The sequence below is a fragment of the Streptococcus sp. CL6.35 genome, assembly GCF_049737915.1.
GTDB lineage: Bacteria > Bacillota > Bacilli > Lactobacillales > Streptococcaceae > Streptococcus.
The window spans coordinates 1-20,645 of record NZ_JBKOTU010000001.1; the positions used below are offsets into that span (position 1 = coordinate 1).

The following is a 20,645-nucleotide window of genomic DNA, read 5'->3' on the forward strand; positions in this document are numbered from 1 at the left end:
ATGCCTTCTTTTTATATTTTTTACAATCTAGCAAATTCTTTGATTTCTTGTGCTGACATTGAAGAGTCGCAACGGACATTGATTTTTCCATCTGCAATGTGAACGAAGCCTGGTACGGTTGGAATTCCATAGCGTGAGCGGAATGCTTGCAACTCATTGAGTTGGCTTGGTTCTTCACTGTTGATGAAGTAGATGTGAGCTTTGGTTTCAGCTACGACACCTGCCAATGTACCTGCAAATTTACGGCAGTAAGGGCAAGTTTTGCGACCGATAAAGAAGGTTGCAGTTTCTTTTTTATCAAGAGCTTCTTGCGCACGCGCAACTGTAGTGACTTCAAGGTCTTTGATATTATCTAAAAATTGTTCCATGAGATTACCTCGCTTTCATTGATAAGTCTAGTATGCCATAAAGTTTCTAAAATTGCTTAGATTTGATACGAAAAAAAGATGAGATTGGTTGGTCTCATCTTTTATAGGGCTTTATTTTACAAAAGCATTGATTTCTGCTTCGATGTTAGCGATTTTAGCTTGTGATTCTTCGTTGGTTTCACCTACAACTGCAATGTAGAACTTGATTTTTGGTTCTGTACCTGAAGGGCGAACAGCAATCCATGAACCGTCAGCAAGTGTGTATTTCAAAACATCACTTGGAGGAGTTGTTAAGTTTGTAACGGTACCGTCAGCAGCAGTAGCAGTTTGAGCTTTGAAGTCTTCTACGACAGTGATAGCTGTTGCGTTCCATTCTTTTGGAGCATTGTTGCGGAATTTAGCCATGATCGCTTTGATTTGTTCAGCACCATCGACACCAGAAAGGGTAACAGAGATAGTTTTTTCTGCGTAGTAGCCGTACTCTTTGTAGATTTCTTCGATACCGTCAGCAAGTGTCAAACCACGTGAACGATAGTAGGCAGCAAGTTCAGCAACGACTAGAACAGCTTGGATAGCGTCTTTATCACGTACGAATGGTTTAATCAAGTAACCGAAGCTTTCTTCAAATCCCATCATGTAAGTGTGATTGTGTTTTTCTTCGAATTCTTGGATTTTTTCAGCGATGAATTTGAAACCAGTCAAGACGTTGAACATAGTTGCGCCGTAGCTTTCAGCAATCTTCGTTACCAAGTCAGTTGATACGATAGATTTGCAGAGTGCTGCATTTTCAGGCAGAGTTCCAGCATTTTTGTGGGCTTCCAAGATGTATTTAGCCATGATAGCACCGATTTGGTTACCTGAAAGGTTGAGGTAGCTACCATCTTTTTGAAGAACTTCAACACCAACACGGTCAGCATCAGGGTCAGTTGCCACAAGAACATCTGCACCAACTTGACGACCAAGTTCTTCAGCAAGAGCAAAGGCTGCTTGGCTTTCTGGGTTTGGAGATTTTACAGTTGAAAAGTCAGGGTCAGCAGTTGCTTGCGCTTCAACGACTTGAACAGAGTCAAATCCTGCTTGGGCAAGAGCACGACGAGCCAACATTTCACCAGTACCATGAAGTGGTGTGTAGACAATTTTCATGTCTTTACCGAATTCTTCAATCAAGGCTGGGTTGATGTTTACGTCCTTAACCTCTTTAAGGTATTCTACATCAACAGCTTCGCCGATAACTTCAATTAAGCCAGAAGCTTTTTCAGCTTCCACATCAGCAACTTCAACTGCAAATGGGTTTTCGATTGCACGGATATATGTAGTCAAAGCGTCTGCATCGTGTGGAGGCATTTGTCCACCGTCTTCACCGTAAACTTTGTAACCATTAAATGGAGCAGGATTGTGGCTAGCTGTGACCATGATACCTGCGAAACAGTTGAGGTGACGAACTGCAAATGATAGTTCTGGAGTTGGACGAAGGCTTTCAAATACATAAGATTTGATACCATGTTTAGCAAGAACTGCCGCAGATTCAAAGGCAAACTCAGGTGAGAAGTGACGGCTATCGTAGGCAATTGCCACACCACGTTCTTTTTCATTTCCACCTTTTGATTCAATCAAACGAGCCAATCCTTCAGTAGCTTGGCGAACAACGTAGATGTTGATGCGGTTTGTACCAGCACCAATCAGGCCACGCATACCTGCAGTACCAAATTCAAGATTTGTATAGAAGGCATCTTCCTTCGTTTTTTCATCCATATTTTCCAAATCTTGACGAAGGTAGTCAGGAAGCTCCGCAAAATCAACCCATTTCTGGTAATTTTCTTGGTAAGACATTGAAATTCTCCTTTTTGTAAATTGTTTTAACCGTTCACATTATAGCACTTTTTAGCGTTTTAGTAAAACGGTAGCATAATTTTCAGAAAAGTGGTGTCATATGCCGGTTTATCAAGTCTTGAATGGCTTAGGGAAACATGCTATACTACTTATATGATTATTTTACAAGCTAATAAAATTGAACGTTCTTTTGCAGGAGAGGTTCTTTTTGATAATATCAATCTACAGGTTGATGAACGTGATCGGATTGCCCTTGTTGGGAAAAATGGTGCAGGTAAGTCTACTCTTTTGAAGATTTTGGTTGGAGAAGAGGAGCCAACTAGTGGAGAAATCAATAAGAAAAAAGATATTTCTCTGTCTTACCTAGCTCAAGATAGCCGTTTTGAGTCTGAAAATACCATCTACGATGAGATGCTTCATGTCTTTGATGATTTGCGTCGGACGGAGAAACAACTTCGTCAGATGGAGCTAGAGATGGGAGAAAAGTCTGGTGCTGATTTGGATAAACTGATGTCAGATTACGACCGCTTATCTGAGAATTTTCGCCAAGCAGGTGGCTTTACCTATGAAGCTGATATACGAGCGATTTTAAATGGATTTAAGTTTGACGAGTCTATGTGGCAGATGAAAATTGCCGAGCTTTCGGGTGGTCAAAATACTCGTCTGGCGCTGGCCAAAATGCTCCTTGAAAAGCCCAATCTCTTGGTCTTGGACGAGCCAACCAACCACTTGGATATTGAAACCATTGCCTGGCTAGAGAATTACTTGGTAAACTATAGCGGCGCCCTTATTATTGTCAGCCACGACCGTTACTTCTTAGACAAGGTTGCGACAATTACGCTGGATTTGACCAAGCATTCCTTGGATCGTTATGTGGGCAATTACTCTCGTTTTGTTGAATTAAAGGAGCAAAAACTAGCTACTGAGGCAAAAAACTATGAAAAGCAACAAAAGGAAATCGCTGCTCTGGAAGACTTTGTCAATCGCAATCTAGTTCGAGCTTCAACGACTAAACGTGCCCAATCCCGTCGTAAACAACTAGAAAAAATGGAGCGTTTGGACAAGCCAGAAGCTGGTAAGAAATCAGCCAATATGACCTTCCAGTCTGAGAAAACGTCGGGCAATGTTGTCCTGACTGTTGAAAATGCAGCTATTGGCTATGATGGGGAAATATTGTCAGAGCCTATCAACTTAGACCTTCGTAAGATGAATGCTGTCGCTATTGTTGGACCAAACGGCATTGGAAAGTCAACCTTTATCAAGTCTATTGTGGACCAGATTCCTTTTATCAAGGGTGAGAAGCGCTTTGGCGCTAATGTTGAGGTTGGTTACTATGACCAAACCCAAAGCAAGCTGACACCAAGTAATACGGTGCTGGATGAACTCTGGAATGATTTTAAACTGACACCAGAAGTTGAAATCCGTAACCGTCTAGGTGCCTTCCTTTTCTCTGGTGATGATGTTAAAAAATCAGTCGGCATGCTGTCTGGTGGCGAGAAAGCTCGTTTGCTTTTGGCTAAACTGTCTATGGAAAACAACAACTTTTTGATTCTGGATGAGCCAACCAACCACTTGGATATTGATAGCAAGGAAGTGCTAGAAAATGCCTTGATTGACTTCGATGGAACTCTTCTATTCGTCAGCCACGACCGTTACTTTATCAATCGTGTGGCTACCCATGTTCTAGAATTGTCTGAGAATGGCTCGACTCTTTACTTGGGAGATTATGACTACTATGTTGAGAAGAAAGCAGAAGTAGAAATGATTCAAAGTGAGGAAGCTTCAACTAGCAATCAAGCAAAAGAAGCAAGCCCAGTTAATGACTATCAAGCTCAGAAAGAAAGTCAAAAAGAAGTTCGTAAACTCATGCGACAAATTGAAAGTCTAGAAGCTGAAATTGAAGAGCTAGAAAGTCAAAGTCAAGCGATTTCTGAACAAATGTTGGAAACAAACGATGCCGACAAACTGATGGAATTGCAGGCTGAGCTGGACAAAATCAGCCATCGTCAGGAAGAAGCTATGCTTGAGTGGGAAGAATTATCAGAGCAGGTGTAAAGATGGAACATCTTGGAAAAGTATTTCGTGAATTTCGGACAAGTGGAAATTATTCTTTAAAGGAGGCGGCAGGGGAGTCCTGTTCAACTTCTCAGTTATCTCGCTTTGAGCTTGGGGAGTCTGACCTAGCAGTCTCACGTTTCTTTGAGATTTTGGATAACATTCATGTAACAATCGAAAATTTCATGGATAAGGCTAGGGATTTCCATAATCATGAACATGTTGCCATGATGGGACAAATTGTACCCCTTTACTACTCAAATGATATTGCAGGTTTTCAAAAGCTTCAAAGTGAACAACTTGAAAAGGCTAAGAGTTCGACAAATCCACTCTATTTTGAGCTGAACTGGATTTTGCTACAAGGTCTGATTTGTCAAAGAAATTCGAGTTATGATATGAATCAGGATGATTTGGATAAGGTAGCAGATTATCTCTTCAAAACAGAAGAATGGACCATGTATGAGTTGATTCTTTTCGGGAACCTCTATAGTTTCTACGATGTGGACTATGTCACTCGAATTGGAAGAGAAGTTATGGAGAGGGAGGAATTTTACCTAGAGATTGGTCGCCATAAGAGATTAGTGTTGATTTTGGCCCTCAATTGTTACCAGCATTGTTTAGAGCATCTTTCTTTTGACAATGCAAGCTATTTTGAAGCTTGTACAGAGAAGATTGTTGGTAAAGGTATTAAGCTTTATGAGCGTAATATTTTCCATTACCTAAAAGGCTTTGCCTTATACCAAAAAGGACAGTGTACAGAAGGCTGTAAGCAGATGCAAGAGGCCATGCATATTTTTGACGTGCTAGGTCTTCCAGAGCAAGTAGCCTACTATCAGGAACACTACGAAAAATTTGTCAAAGATTAATTTTCCCAAATAAGGGAAAAATGAAAAAGCTCCTTTCGGTTTTGATACAATAGTTTCAAAATTTGAGAGGAGTTTTTATATGAATCGCTATGCAGTACAGTTGATTAGCCGTGGAGCTGTTAACAAGATAGGGAATATGCTCTATGATTATGGAAATAGTGTCTGGTTGGCTTCCATGGGGACTATCGGACAGACAGTTTTAGGAATGTATCAGATTTCTGAACTCGTCACATCCATTCTGATCAATCCCTTTGGTGGAGTTATTTCAGACCGATTTTCTCGTCGTAAGATTTTAATGGCGGCAGACCTTGTTTGTGGGATTCTTTGTCTGGCTATTTCGTTCATAAGGAATGATAGCTGGATGATTGGGGCTTTGATTTTTGCCAACATTGTTCAGGCGATTGCTTTTGCCTTTTCTAGACCTGCAAATAAGGCCATTATCACAGAATTGGTAGAGAAGGATGAACTGGTCCTCTACAATTCTCGTTTGGAGTTGGTCTTGCAGGTTGTCAGTGTGAGTTCTCCTGTACTCTCTTTTCTGGTTTTACAATTCGCAAGTCTCCATATGACGCTACTGCTAGACTCGCTGACTTTTTTCATTGCTTTTATTCTAGTGGCTTTCCTTCCAAAAGAGGAAGCAAAAGTTCAAGAGAAAAAGGCTTTTACTGGGAGAGATATTTTTGTAGATATCAAGGATGGGTTACACTATATCTGGCATCAGCAAGAAATTTTCTTCCTTTTGCTGGTAGCTTCCAGCGTTAATTTCTTTTTTGCGGCTTTTGAGTTTTTGCTTCCTTTTTCAAATAAACTATATGGAGTACAAGGTGCTTATGCGACTATCTTAACCATGGGTGCGATTGGCTCAATTATAGGAGCACTGATAGCAAATAAATTTAAATCAAGTATGAATACACTTTTGTTCTTATTGATTTTAACAGGAGTAGGAGTTTTCATGATGGGTTTGCCACTGCCCAATATTTTAACCTTTTCTGGAAACCTGATTTGTGAACTCTTTATGACGATTTTTAATATTCACTTCTTTACACAGGTACAGACCAAGATTGATGGAGAATATCTGGGTAGGGTATTGAGTACCATTTTTACACTGGCAATTCTCTTTATGCCGATTGCGAAAGGTTTGATGACCTTTCTTCCAAGTGTCCATCTTTATTCTTTCTTGATTATTGGACTTGGAGTTGTAGCCTTATCTTTCTTAGCTCTCGGATATGTTCGAACTCATTTTGAAAAAGAGACATAAGTTTGCTTGGACTTCAAAAATAATTCCAATCTAAGTGTTTTTTTCGCCCTTCTCGTTTGTGAGAAGGGCTTAATTTATGGTAAAATAGTTTTATGAATAAAAGAATGAATGAGTTGGTCGCCTTGCTCAATCGCTATGCGACTGAGTACTATACCAGCGATAATCCCTCGGTTTCAGACAGTGAGTATGATCGCCTTTACCGAGAGTTGGTCGAGTTAGAAACTGCCTATCCAGATCAAGTGCTAGCAGACAGTCCTACCCATCGTGTTGGTGGCAAGGTTTTAGATGGTTTTGAAAAATACAGTCATCAGTATCCTCTTTATAGTTTGCAGGATGCTTTTTCACGTGAGGAGCTTGAAGCTTTTGATGCGCGTGTTCGTAAGGAAGTGGCTCATCCGACCTATATTTGTGAGCTGAAAATCGATGGTTTGTCTATCTCGCTGACTTATGAAAAGGGGATTTTAGTTGTTGGTGCAACACGTGGAGACGGTTCTGTTGGGGAGAATATAACAGAAAATCTTAAGCGTGTTAAGGACATTCCTTTGACCTTGCCAGAAGAACTAGATATCACAGTTCGTGGGGAATGTTACATGCCACGCGCTTCTTTTGACCAGGTTAACCAAGCTCGCCAAGAAAATGGAGAGCCTGAATTTGCCAATCCTCGTAATGCGGCAGCAGGCACCCTGCGACAGTTGGATACAGCAGTAGTTGCCAAGCGCAATCTTGCGACTTTCCTCTATCAAGAAGCCAGCCCTTCAACTCGTGATAGTCAAGAAAAGGTTTTGAAGCACCTTGAACAACTAGGTTTTGTGGTCAATCCAAAGCGAATCTTGGCTGAAAATATAGATGAAATCTGGGATTTTATTCAAAAAGTAGGACAGGAACGGGAAAACCTGCCTTATGATATCGATGGAGTGGTAATCAAGGTAAACGACCTAGCAAGTCAAGAAGAACTTGGTTTTACCGTCAAGGCTCCAAAGTGGGCAGTGGCCTACAAGTTTCCTGCTGAGGAAAAAGAAGCTAAACTCTTATCAGTTGATTGGACAGTTGGCCGTACGGGTGTTGTAACCCCAACAGCCAATCTAACACCAGTACAACTAGCTGGTACAACTGTTAGCCGTGCGACCCTACACAATGTGGATTATATTGCTGAAAAAGATATCCGCAAAGACGACACGGTTATCGTCTATAAGGCTGGGGACATCATTCCTGCTGTTTTACGTGTAGTAGAGTCCAAACGGGTTTCTGAAGAAAAACTAGATATCCCTACAAACTGCCCAAGTTGTAACTCTGACTTGTTGCACTTTGAAGATGAAGTGGCTCTCCGTTGTATCAATCCGCGTTGCCCTGCTCAAATCATGGAAGGCTTGATTCACTTTGCTTCTCGTGATGCTATGAATATTACAGGCCTTGGTCCTTCTATTGTTGAGAAACTCTTTGCTGCCAATTTAGTAAAGGATGTGGCGGATATTTACCGTTTGAAAGAAGAAGATTTCCTCCTTTTAGAGGGGGTTAAGGAAAAGTCTGCTGCTAAACTGTATCAGGCCATCCAAGCATCTAAGGAAAATTCTGCTGAAAAGCTCTTGTTTGGTTTGGGCATTCGTCATGTCGGAAGCAAGGCCAGTCAGCTGTTACTTCAACATTTCCACTCGATTGAAAATCTGGCTCAGGCAGATTCAGATGAAGTGGCTAGTATTGAAAGTCTGGGTAGTGTGATTGCCAAGAGTCTTCAGACATATTTTGCGACAGAAGGCTCTGAAATTCTCCTCAAAGAATTGAAAGAAGCTGGGGTCAATCTGGACTATAAAGGACAGACGGTAGTGTCAGATGCGGCCTTGTCAGGTTTGACCGTTGTATTGACTGGAAAATTGGAACGGCTCAAGCGCTCAGAAGCTAAAAATAAACTCGAAAGTTTGGGTGCTAAAGTGACTGGCAGTGTTTCTAAAAAGACCGACCTCGTCGTGGCAGGTGCAGATGCTGGAAGTAAACTTCAAAAAGCACAAGAACTTGGTATTGAAGTTCGAGATGAAGCTTGGCTCGAAAGTTTGTAAAGAATAGTAGAAGGCTAGATGTTAGATAGTCTGAAACTGTCTATCCTGAAGTGTTTTGACATGAATTGAGTCTATCTTGAGTCAGAAATTAAATTGCTGAATCTATCAGCACCACATAAAAAATTAAATTAAAATTAGAAATTAGGAAAAGAAATGTTAAATTACCCTGTAGTCATCCATTTTCATCGAAAAAACGGGGATTATGCAGCCTGTTCATTTAGTAGAAAACAGGCGGACAATGTTGAAAAATTGTATTATGAAAATAACTTTTTTGGAGCAAAGTTCTCCTTCACAGTTACAAGTCAAGAAAAGTTAGAAAACCTGAAGTTTTCTGTCGAGATTGATGGGACAGTTAAGGAATATTCCGTGCGTTATAACTACTATCCGCTTCTGACAGAAGTTTGGATTTTAGAGGGCGACGAGACTGTTTATTATTCTGAAAACCCAGCCATTGCTAGTCCTTACTACAAAGATCAAAATCCATTTGCTTTTGATAGAGCAATACATAGCGCTAGTTTTGATCACCACTGGGGCTACCAAGGAGAACTAGGTTACAGTCTTTCAGATTATCAGACTAGCTTTAAACTTTGGGCTCCTACGGCTACTGCTGTACAGGTGGTTGTCTACGAAAATACCAGCAACGACGCTCCGATTTGGAAAACCTTTAATCTAGAGCGTGGTAATAGCTATTCATACAGTCATAAGTACAATACCATTGGTGTTTGGAGTCTAGACTTAGATGAAAATCTTGCTGGCAAGGCTTATCAGTATCAGATTGACTTTCCTCACCACCAGACTGTGACGAGAGATCCTTACACGATTGCCACAAGTCCTGACGGCAAACGTTCCGTAATTCTTTCTCATCAAGACAGACAAGTAGAAGGATTTGTGGTCAAACATGGAACAGAAGCGCCTTGGCGTTTGGAAAATCCATGTAAAGCAGTTATCTGTGAAATGCATATCCGAGATTTAACCAAATCTCCGACCTCTGGAGTTGCAGAGCATCTCCGTGGAACCTTCCTTGGTGCTGCCCAGACTGGAACTGTAAACCAATTCGGACAAGCAACCGCCTTTGACTATATCAAAGAACTTGGCTGCAACTATGTTCAACTCCAGCCTATCTTTGATCGCCATAAGGAATACGATGAGGATGGAAATGTAACCTATAACTGGGGTTATGACCCTCAAAACTACAATGCACCAGAACCAAGTTTTTCTAGTAATCCAGATGATCCAGGGCAGGTCATTCGTGATTTGAAGACCATGGTTCAAGCCTATCACGATGCGGGGATTGGTGTCATTATGGACGTGGTTTATAATCACACCTTTTCAACGGTTGATGCACCTTTCCAAACAACTGTCCCTGATTACTACTATCGTATGAATCCAGACGGTACCTTCCAGAATGGAACAGGTGTTGGAAATGAAACAGCCAGTGAACACGAAATGTTCCGCAAGTACATGATTGATTCTCTTCTATACTGGGTACAGGAATACAATATTGACGGCTTCCGTTTTGACTTGATGGGTATTCATAATGTCAAAACCATGCAAGCGATTCGTTGGGCGCTAGATGAGGTTGATCCCCGTATTATCACTTATGGAGAAGGCTGGGATATGGGAACAGGTCTTGCAACTTATGATAAGGCCAAGAAGGATAATGCCTACCAAATGCCAAATATCGGATTCTTCAATGATAATCAGCGTGATGCGGTCAAAGGAGGAGAAGTTTATGGTGCAATCAAGTCAGGATTTGTAAGTGGTGCAGCCACTGAACCAATCATTGCCAAGGCCATTCTTGGTAGCCGAGAATTGGGTTCTTATCTCAGTCCAAACCAGGTTCTCAACTATGTTGAAGCCCATGACAATTACAATCTTCATGATTTGTTGGCGACTCTTCATCCTGATCAAAGTTCAGACCAGATTATGCGCAAGGTTGAGACGGCGACAGTAATGAACCTTCTCATGCAAGGAATGTCCTTTATGGAAATTGGCCAAGAATTTGGTCGAACCAAATTAATTCCGACGGGTGAACATGGACAACTCACTTCGGCAGACCGAGAACGTGCTATGAATAGTTACAACGCTCCTGACAGTGTTAACCAAATAAACTGGGATTTAATCAATGAAAGACAAGAAAGCATTGACTTTGTCCGTCAAATTATTCGACTGAAAACACAGACTAGCGCCTTTTCTTATCCTACATACGAAGAAGTTTACCGTCATGTCTTTGTTCACACAGCTGCAGAAAATAGCGGATGGATTGTTTACGAGATTCACGGGGGGCCAGAACATCTATTGGTAGTATTCAATGCCAAGGGAACTTCCTTATACTTTGAAAATGCAGGAAATCTAGAAATGCTTGTGACCAATAGTCGTTCGAAACAAGAAAATGTCATTGATGATACTAGTGTCGCAGTGCTAAAAGTACTCTCTTAAATGCATAAACTAAAAAGGGTTAGATTGTCTAATCCTTTTTATCATTTATAAGTTTTCAATGAAGATTAGAATCAAGTTTCAAATAGTTTGAAAAACCAAGCTTGTGAAAATAATCTCAAAAAAATTGCAAAAATGGTTGTAATTTTCTGAAAATTTGGTAAAATATATTTTAATCATTTTCAGGAGGACGAGAATTTGACAAGATATCAGAATTTAGTAAATGGAGAATGGAAATCATCTGAAAAAGAAATTACGATTTATTCACCAATCAATCAAGAAGAATTAGGAACAGTACCCGCTATGAGCCAAGCAGAAGTAGATGAGGCTATGAAAGCTGCGCGAGAAGCCCTCCCTGCATGGCGTGATTTATCAGCAGTTGAACGTGCGGCTTATTTGCACAAAACAGCAGCTATTTTAGAACGTGATAAGGAAGAAATCGGTACTATCCTTGCTAAAGAGGTAGCAAAAGGGATTAAAGCAGCTATTGGAGAAGTGGTGCGTACCGCAGACTTGATTCGATATGCTGCTGAGGAAGGTCTTCGTATCACTGGCCAAGCAATGGAAGGTGGCGGCTTTGAGGCAGTGAGTAAAAATAAACTGGCTGTTGTTCGTCGCGAGCCAGTTGGGGTTGTTTTAGCAATCGCACCATTTAACTATCCAGTTAACCTTTCTGGATCTAAAATTGCACCTGCCTTGATTGCAGGGAATGTGGTCATGTTTAAGCCACCAACTCAAGGTTCTATTTCTGGTCTCTTGCTGGCTAAAGCATTTGAAGAAGCAGGAATTCCAGCAGGTGTTTTCAACACCATTACGGGTCGTGGTTCAGAAATTGGGGATTATATCATTGAGCACAAAGAAGTCAACTTCATCAACTTTACAGGCTCAACTCCTATCGGAGAACGTATTGGTCGTTTAGCTGGTATGCGTCCTATCATGTTGGAGCTTGGTGGGAAAGATGCAGCCCTAGTACTAGAAGATGCAGATTTGGAACATGCTGCCAAGCAAATTGTTGCGGGTGCCTTTAGCTATTCAGGTCAACGTTGCACGGCCATTAAACGTGTCATTGTTCTCGAAAGTGTTGCAGATACATTAGCTACTTTGCTTCAAGCAGAGGTTGCTAAATTAACAGTTGGTGATCCATTTGACAATGCTGATATTACACCTGTTATTGACAATGCTTCAGCCGACTTCATCTGGGGCTTGATTGAGGATGCACAAGAAAAAGGGGCTCAGGCTCTTACACAAATCAAACGTGAGGGCAATCTTCTCTGGCCAGTGCTTTTTGACCAAGTTACAAAAGATATGAAAGTAGCATGGGAAGAGCCATTTGGCCCTGTTTTACCAATTATTAGTGTGGCTAATGTAGAAGAAGCAATTGTCTTTGCCAACGAATCTGAATTCGGCCTTCAATCCTCAGTCTTTACAAATGATTTCAAAAAGGCCTTTGAAATTGCTGAAAAACTTGAAGTGGGCACAGTTCATATTAATAATAAAACCCAACGTGGTCCAGATAATTTCCCCTTCCTTGGTGTCAAAGGTTCTGGTGCTGGTGTTCAAGGAATTAAATATAGCATTGAAGCGATGACAAATGTTAAATCCATTGTTTTTGATGTGAGATAAAATCAGGAGATTCGTTTCCTGATTTATTTTTTTACTTAAAATTATATTTTTGTTAGCTAAATAACGAACTTTGTGATAGTATTATTAAAAAACGATTCGTTTTCAAAGCTTTTCTGAAAATTTCTTGATTTACAAGTGAATACATCAGTGAATTTGTTGAAGACTTTCAAAAGATTTTTTTGCAAATTCCGTAATTTACTTGAATCTTCCCTAAAAAGGTAGTATAATAAATCTATAGAAAACGCTTACAGAAACAGGAGGGTGTATGGATAAGAATAATGCTTTAAAAACCTTTATGACAGGTGAAAATTTTCACCTCCAGCACTATCTGGGAGCTCATAGGGAAGAAAAAAATGGTGTGTATGGCTACACTTTTCGTGTATGGGCACCCAATGCTCAGGCTGTTCACTTAGTAGGGGATTTCACCAATTGGGTTGAAAATCAAATTCCGATGGAACGGAATGAATTTGGAGTCTGGGAAGTCTTTACCAGTCTTGCTCAAGAAGGCCAAATTTATAAGTACAATATCACACGTGCAAATGGTCATCAGCTGATGAAGATTGACCCTTTGGCTGTACGATATGAGGCACGACCTGGTACTGGGGCTATTTTAACAGATATTCCAAAAAAGAAATGGAAGGATGGCCTCTGGCTAGCCCGTAGAAAACGCTTGAGCTTTGAAGAGCGTCCTGTCAATATTTATGAGGCTCATGCTGGCTCTTGGAAGAGGAATCCTGATGGCAGTCCCTATAGTTTTGCTCAATTGAAAGATGAACTCATTCCTTACTTGGTTGAGATGAATTATACTCACATTGAATTTATGCCCCTGATGTCTCACCCTCTCGGTTTGAGTTGGGGTTACCAGCTTATGGGGTACTTTGCTTTAGAGCATGCCTATGGTCGTCCTGAAGAATTTCAAGATTTTGTTGAGGAATGTCACTTAAACAATATTGGCGTTATTGTAGACTGGGTACCTGGTCACTTTACTATCAATGATGATGCCTTGGCCTATTATGATGGAACACCGACTTTTGAATACCAAGACCATAATAAGGCTCATAACTATGGTTGGGGAGCTCTCAATTTTGACCTTGGAAAAAATGAAGTCCAGTCCTTCTTGATTTCTAGTATTAAGTTTTGGATTGATTTTTACCATTTAGATGGTATTCGTGTGGATGCAGTTAGCAACATGCTCTATCTTGATTATGATGATGCACCATGGACGCCTAACAAAGATGGTGGCAATCTCAACTATGAAGGTTATTATTTCCTTCAACGCTTGAATGATGTGATTAAACTAGTTCATCCAGACGTTATGATGATAGCTGAGGAAAGTTCATCAGCTACTCAGATTACTGACACTAAGGATTCAGATGGTCTAGGATTTGACTATAAATGGAATATGGGTTGGATGAATGATATCCTCCGATTCTACGAAGAAGATCCGATTTATCGTAAATACGACTTTAACCTAGTGACTTTCAGCTTTATGTATGTCTTCAAAGAGAATTATCTCCTACCATTCTCACACGATGAAGTGGTTCATGGCAAGAAGAGTATGATGCACAAGATGTGGGGAGATCGCTACAATCAATTCGCAGGCTTGCGTAATCTCTACACTTACCAAATTTGTCACCCTGGTAAGAAATTGCTCTTCATGGGTAGTGAATATGGGCAATTCCTAGAATGGAAATCTGAAGAACAGTTGGAATGGTCTAACCTAGAAGATCCAATGAATGCTAAGATGAAGTATTTCACTTCTCAGCTAAACCAGTTTTACAAAGATCACCGCTGTCTGTGGGAAATTGATACTAGCTATGATGGTATTGAAATCATCGATGCGGATAATCGAGACCAGAGTGTTCTTTCCTTCATCCGTAAGGGTAAGAAGGACGATATGTTAGTCTGTATCTTTAATATGGCACCTGTTGAACGAAAAGATTTTACAATTGGACTTCCTGTTGCAGGGATTTACGAAGAAGTCTGGAATACTGAGTTAGAAGAGTGGGGAGGCGTTTGGAAAGAACATAATCAAACTGTGCAAACGCAAGAAGGACTATGGAAAGATTATGAGCAGACCTTGACCTTTACCCTACCGGCTATGGGAGCAAGTGTTTGGAAAATCAAACGTCGCTTAAAACCTACTAAAACCGTCACAAGTAAAAACCAAAAAGGAGTAGAAAATGAAGAATGAAATGTTAGCTTTGATTCTTGCTGGTGGGCAAGGAACTCGTCTCGGTAAACTCACTCAAAGCATTGCAAAACCAGCTGTGCAATTTGGTGGGCGCTACCGTATCATTGACTTTGCTCTTTCAAACTGTGCCAACTCAGGCATCAACAATGTTGGAGTCATTACACAGTACCAACCACTTGCTCTCAACAACCATATCGGGAATGGTTCAAGCTGGGGACTAGATGGTATCAATTCTGGTGTCTCTATTCTTCAACCTTATTCTGCAAGTGAAGGAAATCGTTGGTTCGAAGGGACTAGTCACGCTATTTACCAAAATATCGATTATATCGACAGTGTCAATCCTGAGTATGTCTTGATTCTATCTGGGGACCACATCTACAAAATGGATTATGATGATATGCTCCAGTCTCACAAAGATAAGAATGCCAGCTTGACAGTAGCGGTTTTAGACGTCCCTCTTAAAGAAGCGAGCCGTTTTGGTATCATGAATACCGATGCCAACAATCGTATTGTTGAATTTGAAGAAAAACCAGCTCAACCTAAATCTACAAAAGCTTCTATGGGAATCTACATTTTTGATTGGCAACGCCTTCGTAATATGTTAGTCGCTGCTGAAAAGAGCAATGTAGATATGTCAGACTTTGGTAAAAATGTCATTCCAAATTACCTTGAGTCAGGTGAAAGTGTCTATGCTTATGAATTTAATGGTTACTGGAAAGATGTTGGTACTATTGAGTCACTTTGGGAAGCGAATATGGAGTACATTTCTCCAGAGAATGCCTTAGACAGCCGTAACCGTCAATGGAAGATTTACTCAAGAAACTTAATTTCACCACCAAACTTCCTTGGGGCAAATGCTCATGTGGAAGATTCCTTGGTTGTTGATGGCTGTTTTGTAGATGGAACTGTTAAACATTCTATCCTTTCAACAGGTGCGCAAGTTCGCGAAGGGGCAGAAGTAGTAGATTCAGTTATCATGAGTGGTGCAATTGTTGGTCAGGGAGCTAAAATCAAACGTGCCATTATTGGTGAAGGTGCAGTTATTTCTGACGGTGTCGAAATTGATGGAACAGAAGAAGTACAAGTTGTAGGATATAATGAAGTAGTGGGGGTAGCAACAGATGAAGATTGATAAATATTCTGCCATTTTAGGAAATACAGTTGGTTTTCATGATATGTCAACACTAACAGACCACCGTCCAGTAGCTAGTTTGCCATTTGGTGGGAAATATCGCTTGATTGACTTCCCGCTTTCAAGTCTTGCTAATGCAGGTGTCCGTAGTATCTTTGGTATTTTCCAACAAGATAATATCAGTTCTGTCTTTGACCATATCCGCTCAGGACGTGAGTGGGGCTTATCAACCCTTCTCAGTCACTATTATCTAGGTATTTACAATACCCGTGTGGAAAGTAGTACAGTTGGAAAAGAATACTACCAACAGCTTCTTACTTATTTGAAACGTTCCGGCTCAAACCAAACAGTGTCACTTAACTGTGATGTTTTGATTAATATTGATCTGAACCAAGTATTCCACCTACACAGTACAACAAAAGGTCCAATCACTGTAGTTTATAAAAAACTACCTAAAAAAGATATTTCAGAAGTAAACGCAATCTTAAAAGTGGATGAAACAGACCATGTTCGTTCTCATAAACTCTTTGATAGCAAGTTACCAGACCAAATCTATAACATGTCTACAGATATCTTTGTCGTTGATACACCTTGGTTGATTGAACGCTTAGAAGAAGAAGCTAAGAAAGAACATCCAGAGAAGTTGCGCTATGTTTTACGGGATTTGGCTGCAAAAGAAGGGGCTTTTGCCTACGAGTACACAGGTTATCTGGCAAATATCCACTCTGTAGAGTCTTATTATCAAGCTAACAAAGATATGCTTGAATCACAAAAATTCTACTCTCTCTTCTCACCAAACCAAAAGATTTATACAAAGGTCAAAAACGAAGAGCCAACTTATTATGCTAATACATCTAAAGTAAGCACTTCTCAGTTTGCGTCTGGTAGTATCATTGAAGGTCAAGTGGCTAATTCGGTTCTATCACGTAATATTCATGTCCATAAGGATAGCTTGGTTAAGGATAGTCTGCTCTTCCCTCGTGTTGTCATTGGAGAAGGGGCTCAGGTAGAATATGCTATCTTAGACAAGGGTGTTGAAGTTGAGCCTGGTGTTGTGATTCGAGGAACTGCAGAACATCCAGTTGTCGTTAAGAAAGGTAGCAAAGTAACAGAGGATATTCATTCATGAAAATTTTATTTGTAGCAGCAGAGGGTGCACCCTTTTCAAAAACAGGTGGTTTGGGAGACGTTATTGGCGCTCTTCCAAAATCACTGGTAAAAGCGGGACATGAAGTTGCAGTGATTTTACCCTACTATGACATGGTAGAGGCTAAATTTGGAAATCAAATTGAAGATGTTCTTCATTTTGAGGTGAGTGTTGGTTGGCGCAGACAGTACTGTGGGATTAAGAAAACCGTCTTAAACGGTGTAACCTTCTACTTTATTGACAACCAATATTATTTCTTCCGTGGTCATGTTTACGGTGATTTTGACAACGGAGAACGCTTTGCCTTTTTCCAACTTGCTGCCATTGAGGCTATGGAAAGGATTGACTTTATTCCTGACCTTCTCCATGTTCATGACTACCATACAGCTATGATTCCTTTCTTGTTAAAGGAAAAATACCGTTGGATTCAAGCCTATCAAGAAATAAAAACTGTTTTAACCATTCATAATTTAGAATTCCAAGGACAATTTTCAGAAGGAATGTTATGGGATTTGTTTGGAGTTGGCTTTGAGCGATACGCTGATGGCACCCTTCGCTGGAACAACTGTCTGAACTGGATGAAGGCTGGAATTCTTTACGCAGACCGTGTTTCAACTGTTTCGCCTAGCTATGCCCATGAAATTATGACTAGTCAATTTGGATGTAACTTGGATCAGATTCTTCGAATGGAATCTGGTAAAGTTTCTGGTATCGTGAATGGGATTGATGCTGACCTTTATAATCCTCAGACGGATGCCCTTTTAGACTATCATTTTAATCAGGAAGATTTGTCTGGAAAAGCTCAGAATAAGGCTAAATTACAAGAGAGAGTTGGCTTGCCAGTTAGATCTGACGTTCCTCTTGTGGGAATTGTTTCTCGTTTGACACGTCAAAAAGGTTTTGATGTGGTGGTGGAAAGTCTGTACCATATCTTGCAAAATGATGTTCAGATTGTTCTTTTGGGAACTGGAGATCCAGCCTTTGAAGGAGCTTTCTCATGGTTTGCTCAGATTTACCCAGACAAGCTATCAGCAAATATCACTTTTGATGTCAAACTTGCTCAAGAAATCTACGCTGCTTGCGACCTCTTCCTCATGCCGAGTCGTTTTGAACCATGTGGCTTGTCTCAAATGATGGCGATGCGTTATGGAACCTTGCCATTGGTCCATGAAGTTGGTGGCTTGCGAGATACCGTTCGCGCTTTCAATCCAATCGAGGGAAGCGGTACTGGCTTTAGCTTTGACAATCTATCTCCTTACTGGTTGAATTGGACTTTCCAAACAGCATTGGACTTGTATAGGAACCATCCTGACGTTTGGAGAAACTTACAAAAACAAGCTATGGAGTGTGATTTTTCATGGGATACAGCCTGCAAATCATACCTTGACTTATACCATAGTTTAGTTAACTAATAGATAAAATCGTATGATGACTTCATACGATTTTTGGGCTATTTAGAGAGGAGGAGTGATGTCTCAAGTAAAAGGATTGTGTGTTATGGATGTTGATGGAACCTTAATCCTAGAAGAAGTAATTGATCTTTTGGGTAGAGAGGCAGGTCGTGAGGAAGAAATTTCGCAGATTACAAGTCGGGCAATGAGAGGAGAGTTGAACTTTGAAAGTAGTTTAAGAAAAAGAGTTTCCTTCTTGGAAGGCCTTCCTGTCTCTGTATTTGATAAAGCTTTCGACTCTATTCATCTATCGCCAAATGCACAGATATTTATCTCTATTCTCCAAAAGAACGGAATCCTAGTTGGTCTGGTGTCTGGGGGCTTTACACCAATAGTTGCGAGATTAGCAAAATTCCTTAGTATTTCCTATTTCTCTGCCAACCAACTTGAAGATAAAGACGGCCATCTAACAGGAAAATTGATTGGAGAAATTATCAGTCCAGAGGTTAAAAAAGAGACTCTAGAACAATGGAGAGAGGAACTAAAACTTTCTAAAGAAAGAACAGTCGCAATCGGTGATGGAGCCAATGATTTATTGATGTTGAAGTCGGCGGGACTTGGAATCGCATTTTGTGCCAAAGAAGTACTCAAAAAAGAAATACCCAATCATGTTGACAAGAGGGATTTTTTAGAAGTACTTCCTTTGATTGACTGTTTAGAATGAGGGAAAATATGAAGATTGTAATTGCACCGGATTCGTTTAAGGAAAGCTTGACAGCTCAACAGGTAGCTGAAGCAATAAAAAGAGGCTTCCAACAATCGATAGCAGATGTAGAATGTCTCCTCTGCCCTGTTGGTGATGGGGGAGAAGGTACTGTTGATGCTATTCGACATTCTATTGACCTAGAAGAAAATTGGATCCAAGTGACAGGCCCTTTTGGACAAAAAGAAGCCATGCGCTATTTTCAAAAAGAACAACTGGCACTATTTGAAGTTGCTGATTTGGTTGGCCTTGGAAAGATTCCGCTAGAGAAACGAGATCCACTGAAAATCCAAACTTGTGGTATTGGAGAATTGATTCGCCACCTCATTAGTCAAGGGATTAAAGATATCTATATCGGCGTTGGTGGTACGGCCAGTAATGACGGAGGAATTGGAATCGCTGCTGGTTTAGGTTATCGATTTTATGATAGGGATGGAAATGTCTTACCGGCTTGCGGTCAATCCTTACTAAAATTAGCTTCTGTTTCAATAGAAAATCGCTATGAAATTCCAGAAGATGTTCAAATTCGTATTTTAGCAGATGTCGTGAGTCCCTTATGTGGTCATCAAGGTGCGACTTATACTTTTGGTAAGCAAAAAGGCCTACATCCTACTATGTTTGCAGTCGTAGATCAGGCAATCCAAGATTTTTATAAAAAAGTTTCACCTGCAACATTGCAAATTAAAGGAGCAGGAGCTGGTGGAGGCATTGCTGGCGGTTTGTGTGCCTTTGCTCAGGCAAATATCGTATCAGGAATTGATACCTGCTTGAACTTAATCAACTTTGATAAGAAAGTTTTACATGCTGACTTGGTTGTTGTAGGAGAAGGAAGGCTAGATCGTCAAAGCCTAGCAGGTAAAGCTCCGATAGGTGTTGCAAAAAGAACCCCTGTCGGAGTTCCTGTTATTGCTATTTGCGGTAGTCTTGCTGAGGATTTACCTTCCCTACCATTTGAAAATATTCAAGTTGCCTTTTCTATTTTGGAGAAAAGTGAACCTCTAGAAGATAGTTTGAAAAATGCCAGTCTCTATTTGGAGCACACGGCTGCCAATATCGGGCATTTATTAAATATGCGCATGATTTAGCCAAACCATTTCTTCCATAAGGATGTTTTGGCTGGTTCTTCCTTTTTAACTTCCCAAAGTTTTGCAAAAGCAAGTCGAAGGTTCTTTTCTTCTACTTGAACTGGTGCATTGCTATGGATAATCAGGCCAAAAGGAGAAGAAGTATGCTCTTCAGATACAATGGTAGCTTGACTATCAGTTTCTTTAGCTTCCTTTAAGTAGAAAACTTGCTTGTCAAATTCGATATTTGGAGAAATCTTTACAAATAGTGGCTCTGCTTTTTCCTGAAGGTTTTCTAAAATAGATAAAAAACCTTTTTCTAACTGAGGACTATTTGCTGTATCAATATCTGCATATCCAAGAACTCTTTCCTCAAAAGTACCAAGATAGCGTCTTTGCTCATCCGGATTTAATTTTGGCCCACCATGAGCTTTTTCAAGTAATTGTTTTGATAAATCTGTCATGAA

Annotated in this window: 15 protein-coding genes; 12 read left to right on the top strand and 3 right to left on the bottom strand. The window is 40.4% G+C overall.

Annotated features, from left to right (window positions below; translation table 11 throughout):
* Positions 1-20 precede the first annotated feature (20 nt).
* Together ACLNCP_RS00005 and ACLNCP_RS00010 are read right to left on the bottom strand one after the other, a co-directional pair.
* On the bottom strand, positions 21-368 hold the full coding sequence (locus ACLNCP_RS00005; protein WP_084887209.1) for a PedC/BrcD family bacteriocin maturation disulfide isomerase: 348 nt from the start codon (positions 366-368) through the stop codon (positions 21-23).
* Positions 369-479: 111 nt separating this feature from the next.
* A complete protein-coding gene (locus ACLNCP_RS00010; RefSeq protein WP_000121686.1) occupies positions 480-2,198 on the bottom strand; it encodes a phospho-sugar mutase in 1,719 nt (572 codons plus the stop codon).
* Positions 2,199-2,351: 153 nt separating this feature from the next.
* Between ACLNCP_RS00010 and ACLNCP_RS00015 the strand changes: the two genes are divergently transcribed.
* From ACLNCP_RS00015 to ACLNCP_RS00070, 12 genes are all read left to right on the top strand, one after another.
* Positions 2,352-4,253: an ATP-binding cassette domain-containing protein gene (locus tag ACLNCP_RS00015; protein ID WP_424843830.1), complete on the top strand. Its 1,902-nt coding sequence runs from the start codon at positions 2,352-2,354 to the stop codon at positions 4,251-4,253.
* Between the two features lie 2 nt (positions 4,254-4,255).
* Positions 4,256-5,119, top strand: a complete 864-nt coding sequence (locus ACLNCP_RS00020) for a MutR family transcriptional regulator (protein ID WP_424843831.1) — start codon at positions 4,256-4,258, stop codon at positions 5,117-5,119.
* Between the two features lie 79 nt (positions 5,120-5,198).
* Entirely contained in the window at positions 5,199-6,377 is a 1,179-nt protein-coding gene (locus ACLNCP_RS00025; protein ID WP_424843832.1) for an MFS transporter, read from the top strand.
* 92 nt (positions 6,378-6,469) lie between these two features.
* Entirely contained in the window at positions 6,470-8,428 is a 1,959-nt protein-coding gene (gene ligA / locus ACLNCP_RS00030; protein WP_424843833.1) for an NAD-dependent DNA ligase LigA, read from the top strand.
* Between the two features lie 153 nt (positions 8,429-8,581).
* The gene (pulA, locus tag ACLNCP_RS00035; protein ID WP_000935956.1) at positions 8,582-10,867 is read left to right on the top strand and encodes a type I pullulanase; all 2,286 of its coding nucleotides are present in this window, start codon (positions 8,582-8,584) and stop codon (positions 10,865-10,867) included.
* Between the two features lie 195 nt (positions 10,868-11,062).
* The gene (locus ACLNCP_RS00040) at positions 11,063-12,487 is read left to right on the top strand and encodes an NADP-dependent glyceraldehyde-3-phosphate dehydrogenase (RefSeq protein ID WP_033685143.1); all 1,425 of its coding nucleotides are present in this window, start codon (positions 11,063-11,065) and stop codon (positions 12,485-12,487) included.
* Between the two features lie 265 nt (positions 12,488-12,752).
* Entirely contained in the window at positions 12,753-14,681 is a 1,929-nt protein-coding gene (gene glgB, locus ACLNCP_RS00045; protein WP_084947053.1) for a 1,4-alpha-glucan branching protein GlgB, read from the top strand.
* Positions 14,671-15,813, top strand: a complete 1,143-nt coding sequence (locus tag ACLNCP_RS00050; RefSeq protein ID WP_424843834.1) for a glucose-1-phosphate adenylyltransferase — start codon at positions 14,671-14,673, stop codon at positions 15,811-15,813. The genes glgB and ACLNCP_RS00050 overlap by 11 nt, the downstream gene beginning before the upstream one ends.
* Entirely contained in the window at positions 15,803-16,942 is a 1,140-nt protein-coding gene (gene glgD, locus ACLNCP_RS00055) for a glucose-1-phosphate adenylyltransferase subunit GlgD (RefSeq protein WP_261141003.1), read from the top strand. The genes ACLNCP_RS00050 and glgD overlap by 11 nt, the downstream gene beginning before the upstream one ends.
* Complete coding sequence (glgA, locus tag ACLNCP_RS00060; protein WP_424843835.1) at positions 16,939-18,372, top strand: glycogen synthase GlgA; 1,434 nt, start codon at positions 16,939-16,941, stop codon at positions 18,370-18,372. Before glgD ends, glgA begins: the two co-directional genes overlap by 4 nt.
* A 58-nt stretch (positions 18,373-18,430) precedes the next feature.
* Positions 18,431-19,075 carry a phosphoserine phosphatase SerB gene (gene serB, locus ACLNCP_RS00065; protein ID WP_049544253.1) on the top strand — a complete coding sequence of 215 codons (645 nt, stop codon included), beginning with the start codon at positions 18,431-18,433 and terminating at the stop codon, positions 19,073-19,075.
* Between the two features lie 8 nt (positions 19,076-19,083).
* A complete protein-coding gene (locus tag ACLNCP_RS00070) occupies positions 19,084-20,199 on the top strand; it encodes a glycerate kinase (protein WP_084887230.1) in 1,116 nt (371 codons plus the stop codon).
* Here ACLNCP_RS00070 and ACLNCP_RS00075 read toward each other — a convergent pair.
* Positions 20,196-20,642, bottom strand: a complete 447-nt coding sequence (locus ACLNCP_RS00075) for a DUF1694 domain-containing protein (RefSeq protein ID WP_084887232.1) — start codon at positions 20,640-20,642, stop codon at positions 20,196-20,198. The genes ACLNCP_RS00070 and ACLNCP_RS00075 overlap by 4 nt on opposite strands.
* Between the last annotated feature and the right edge of the window lie 3 nt (positions 20,643-20,645).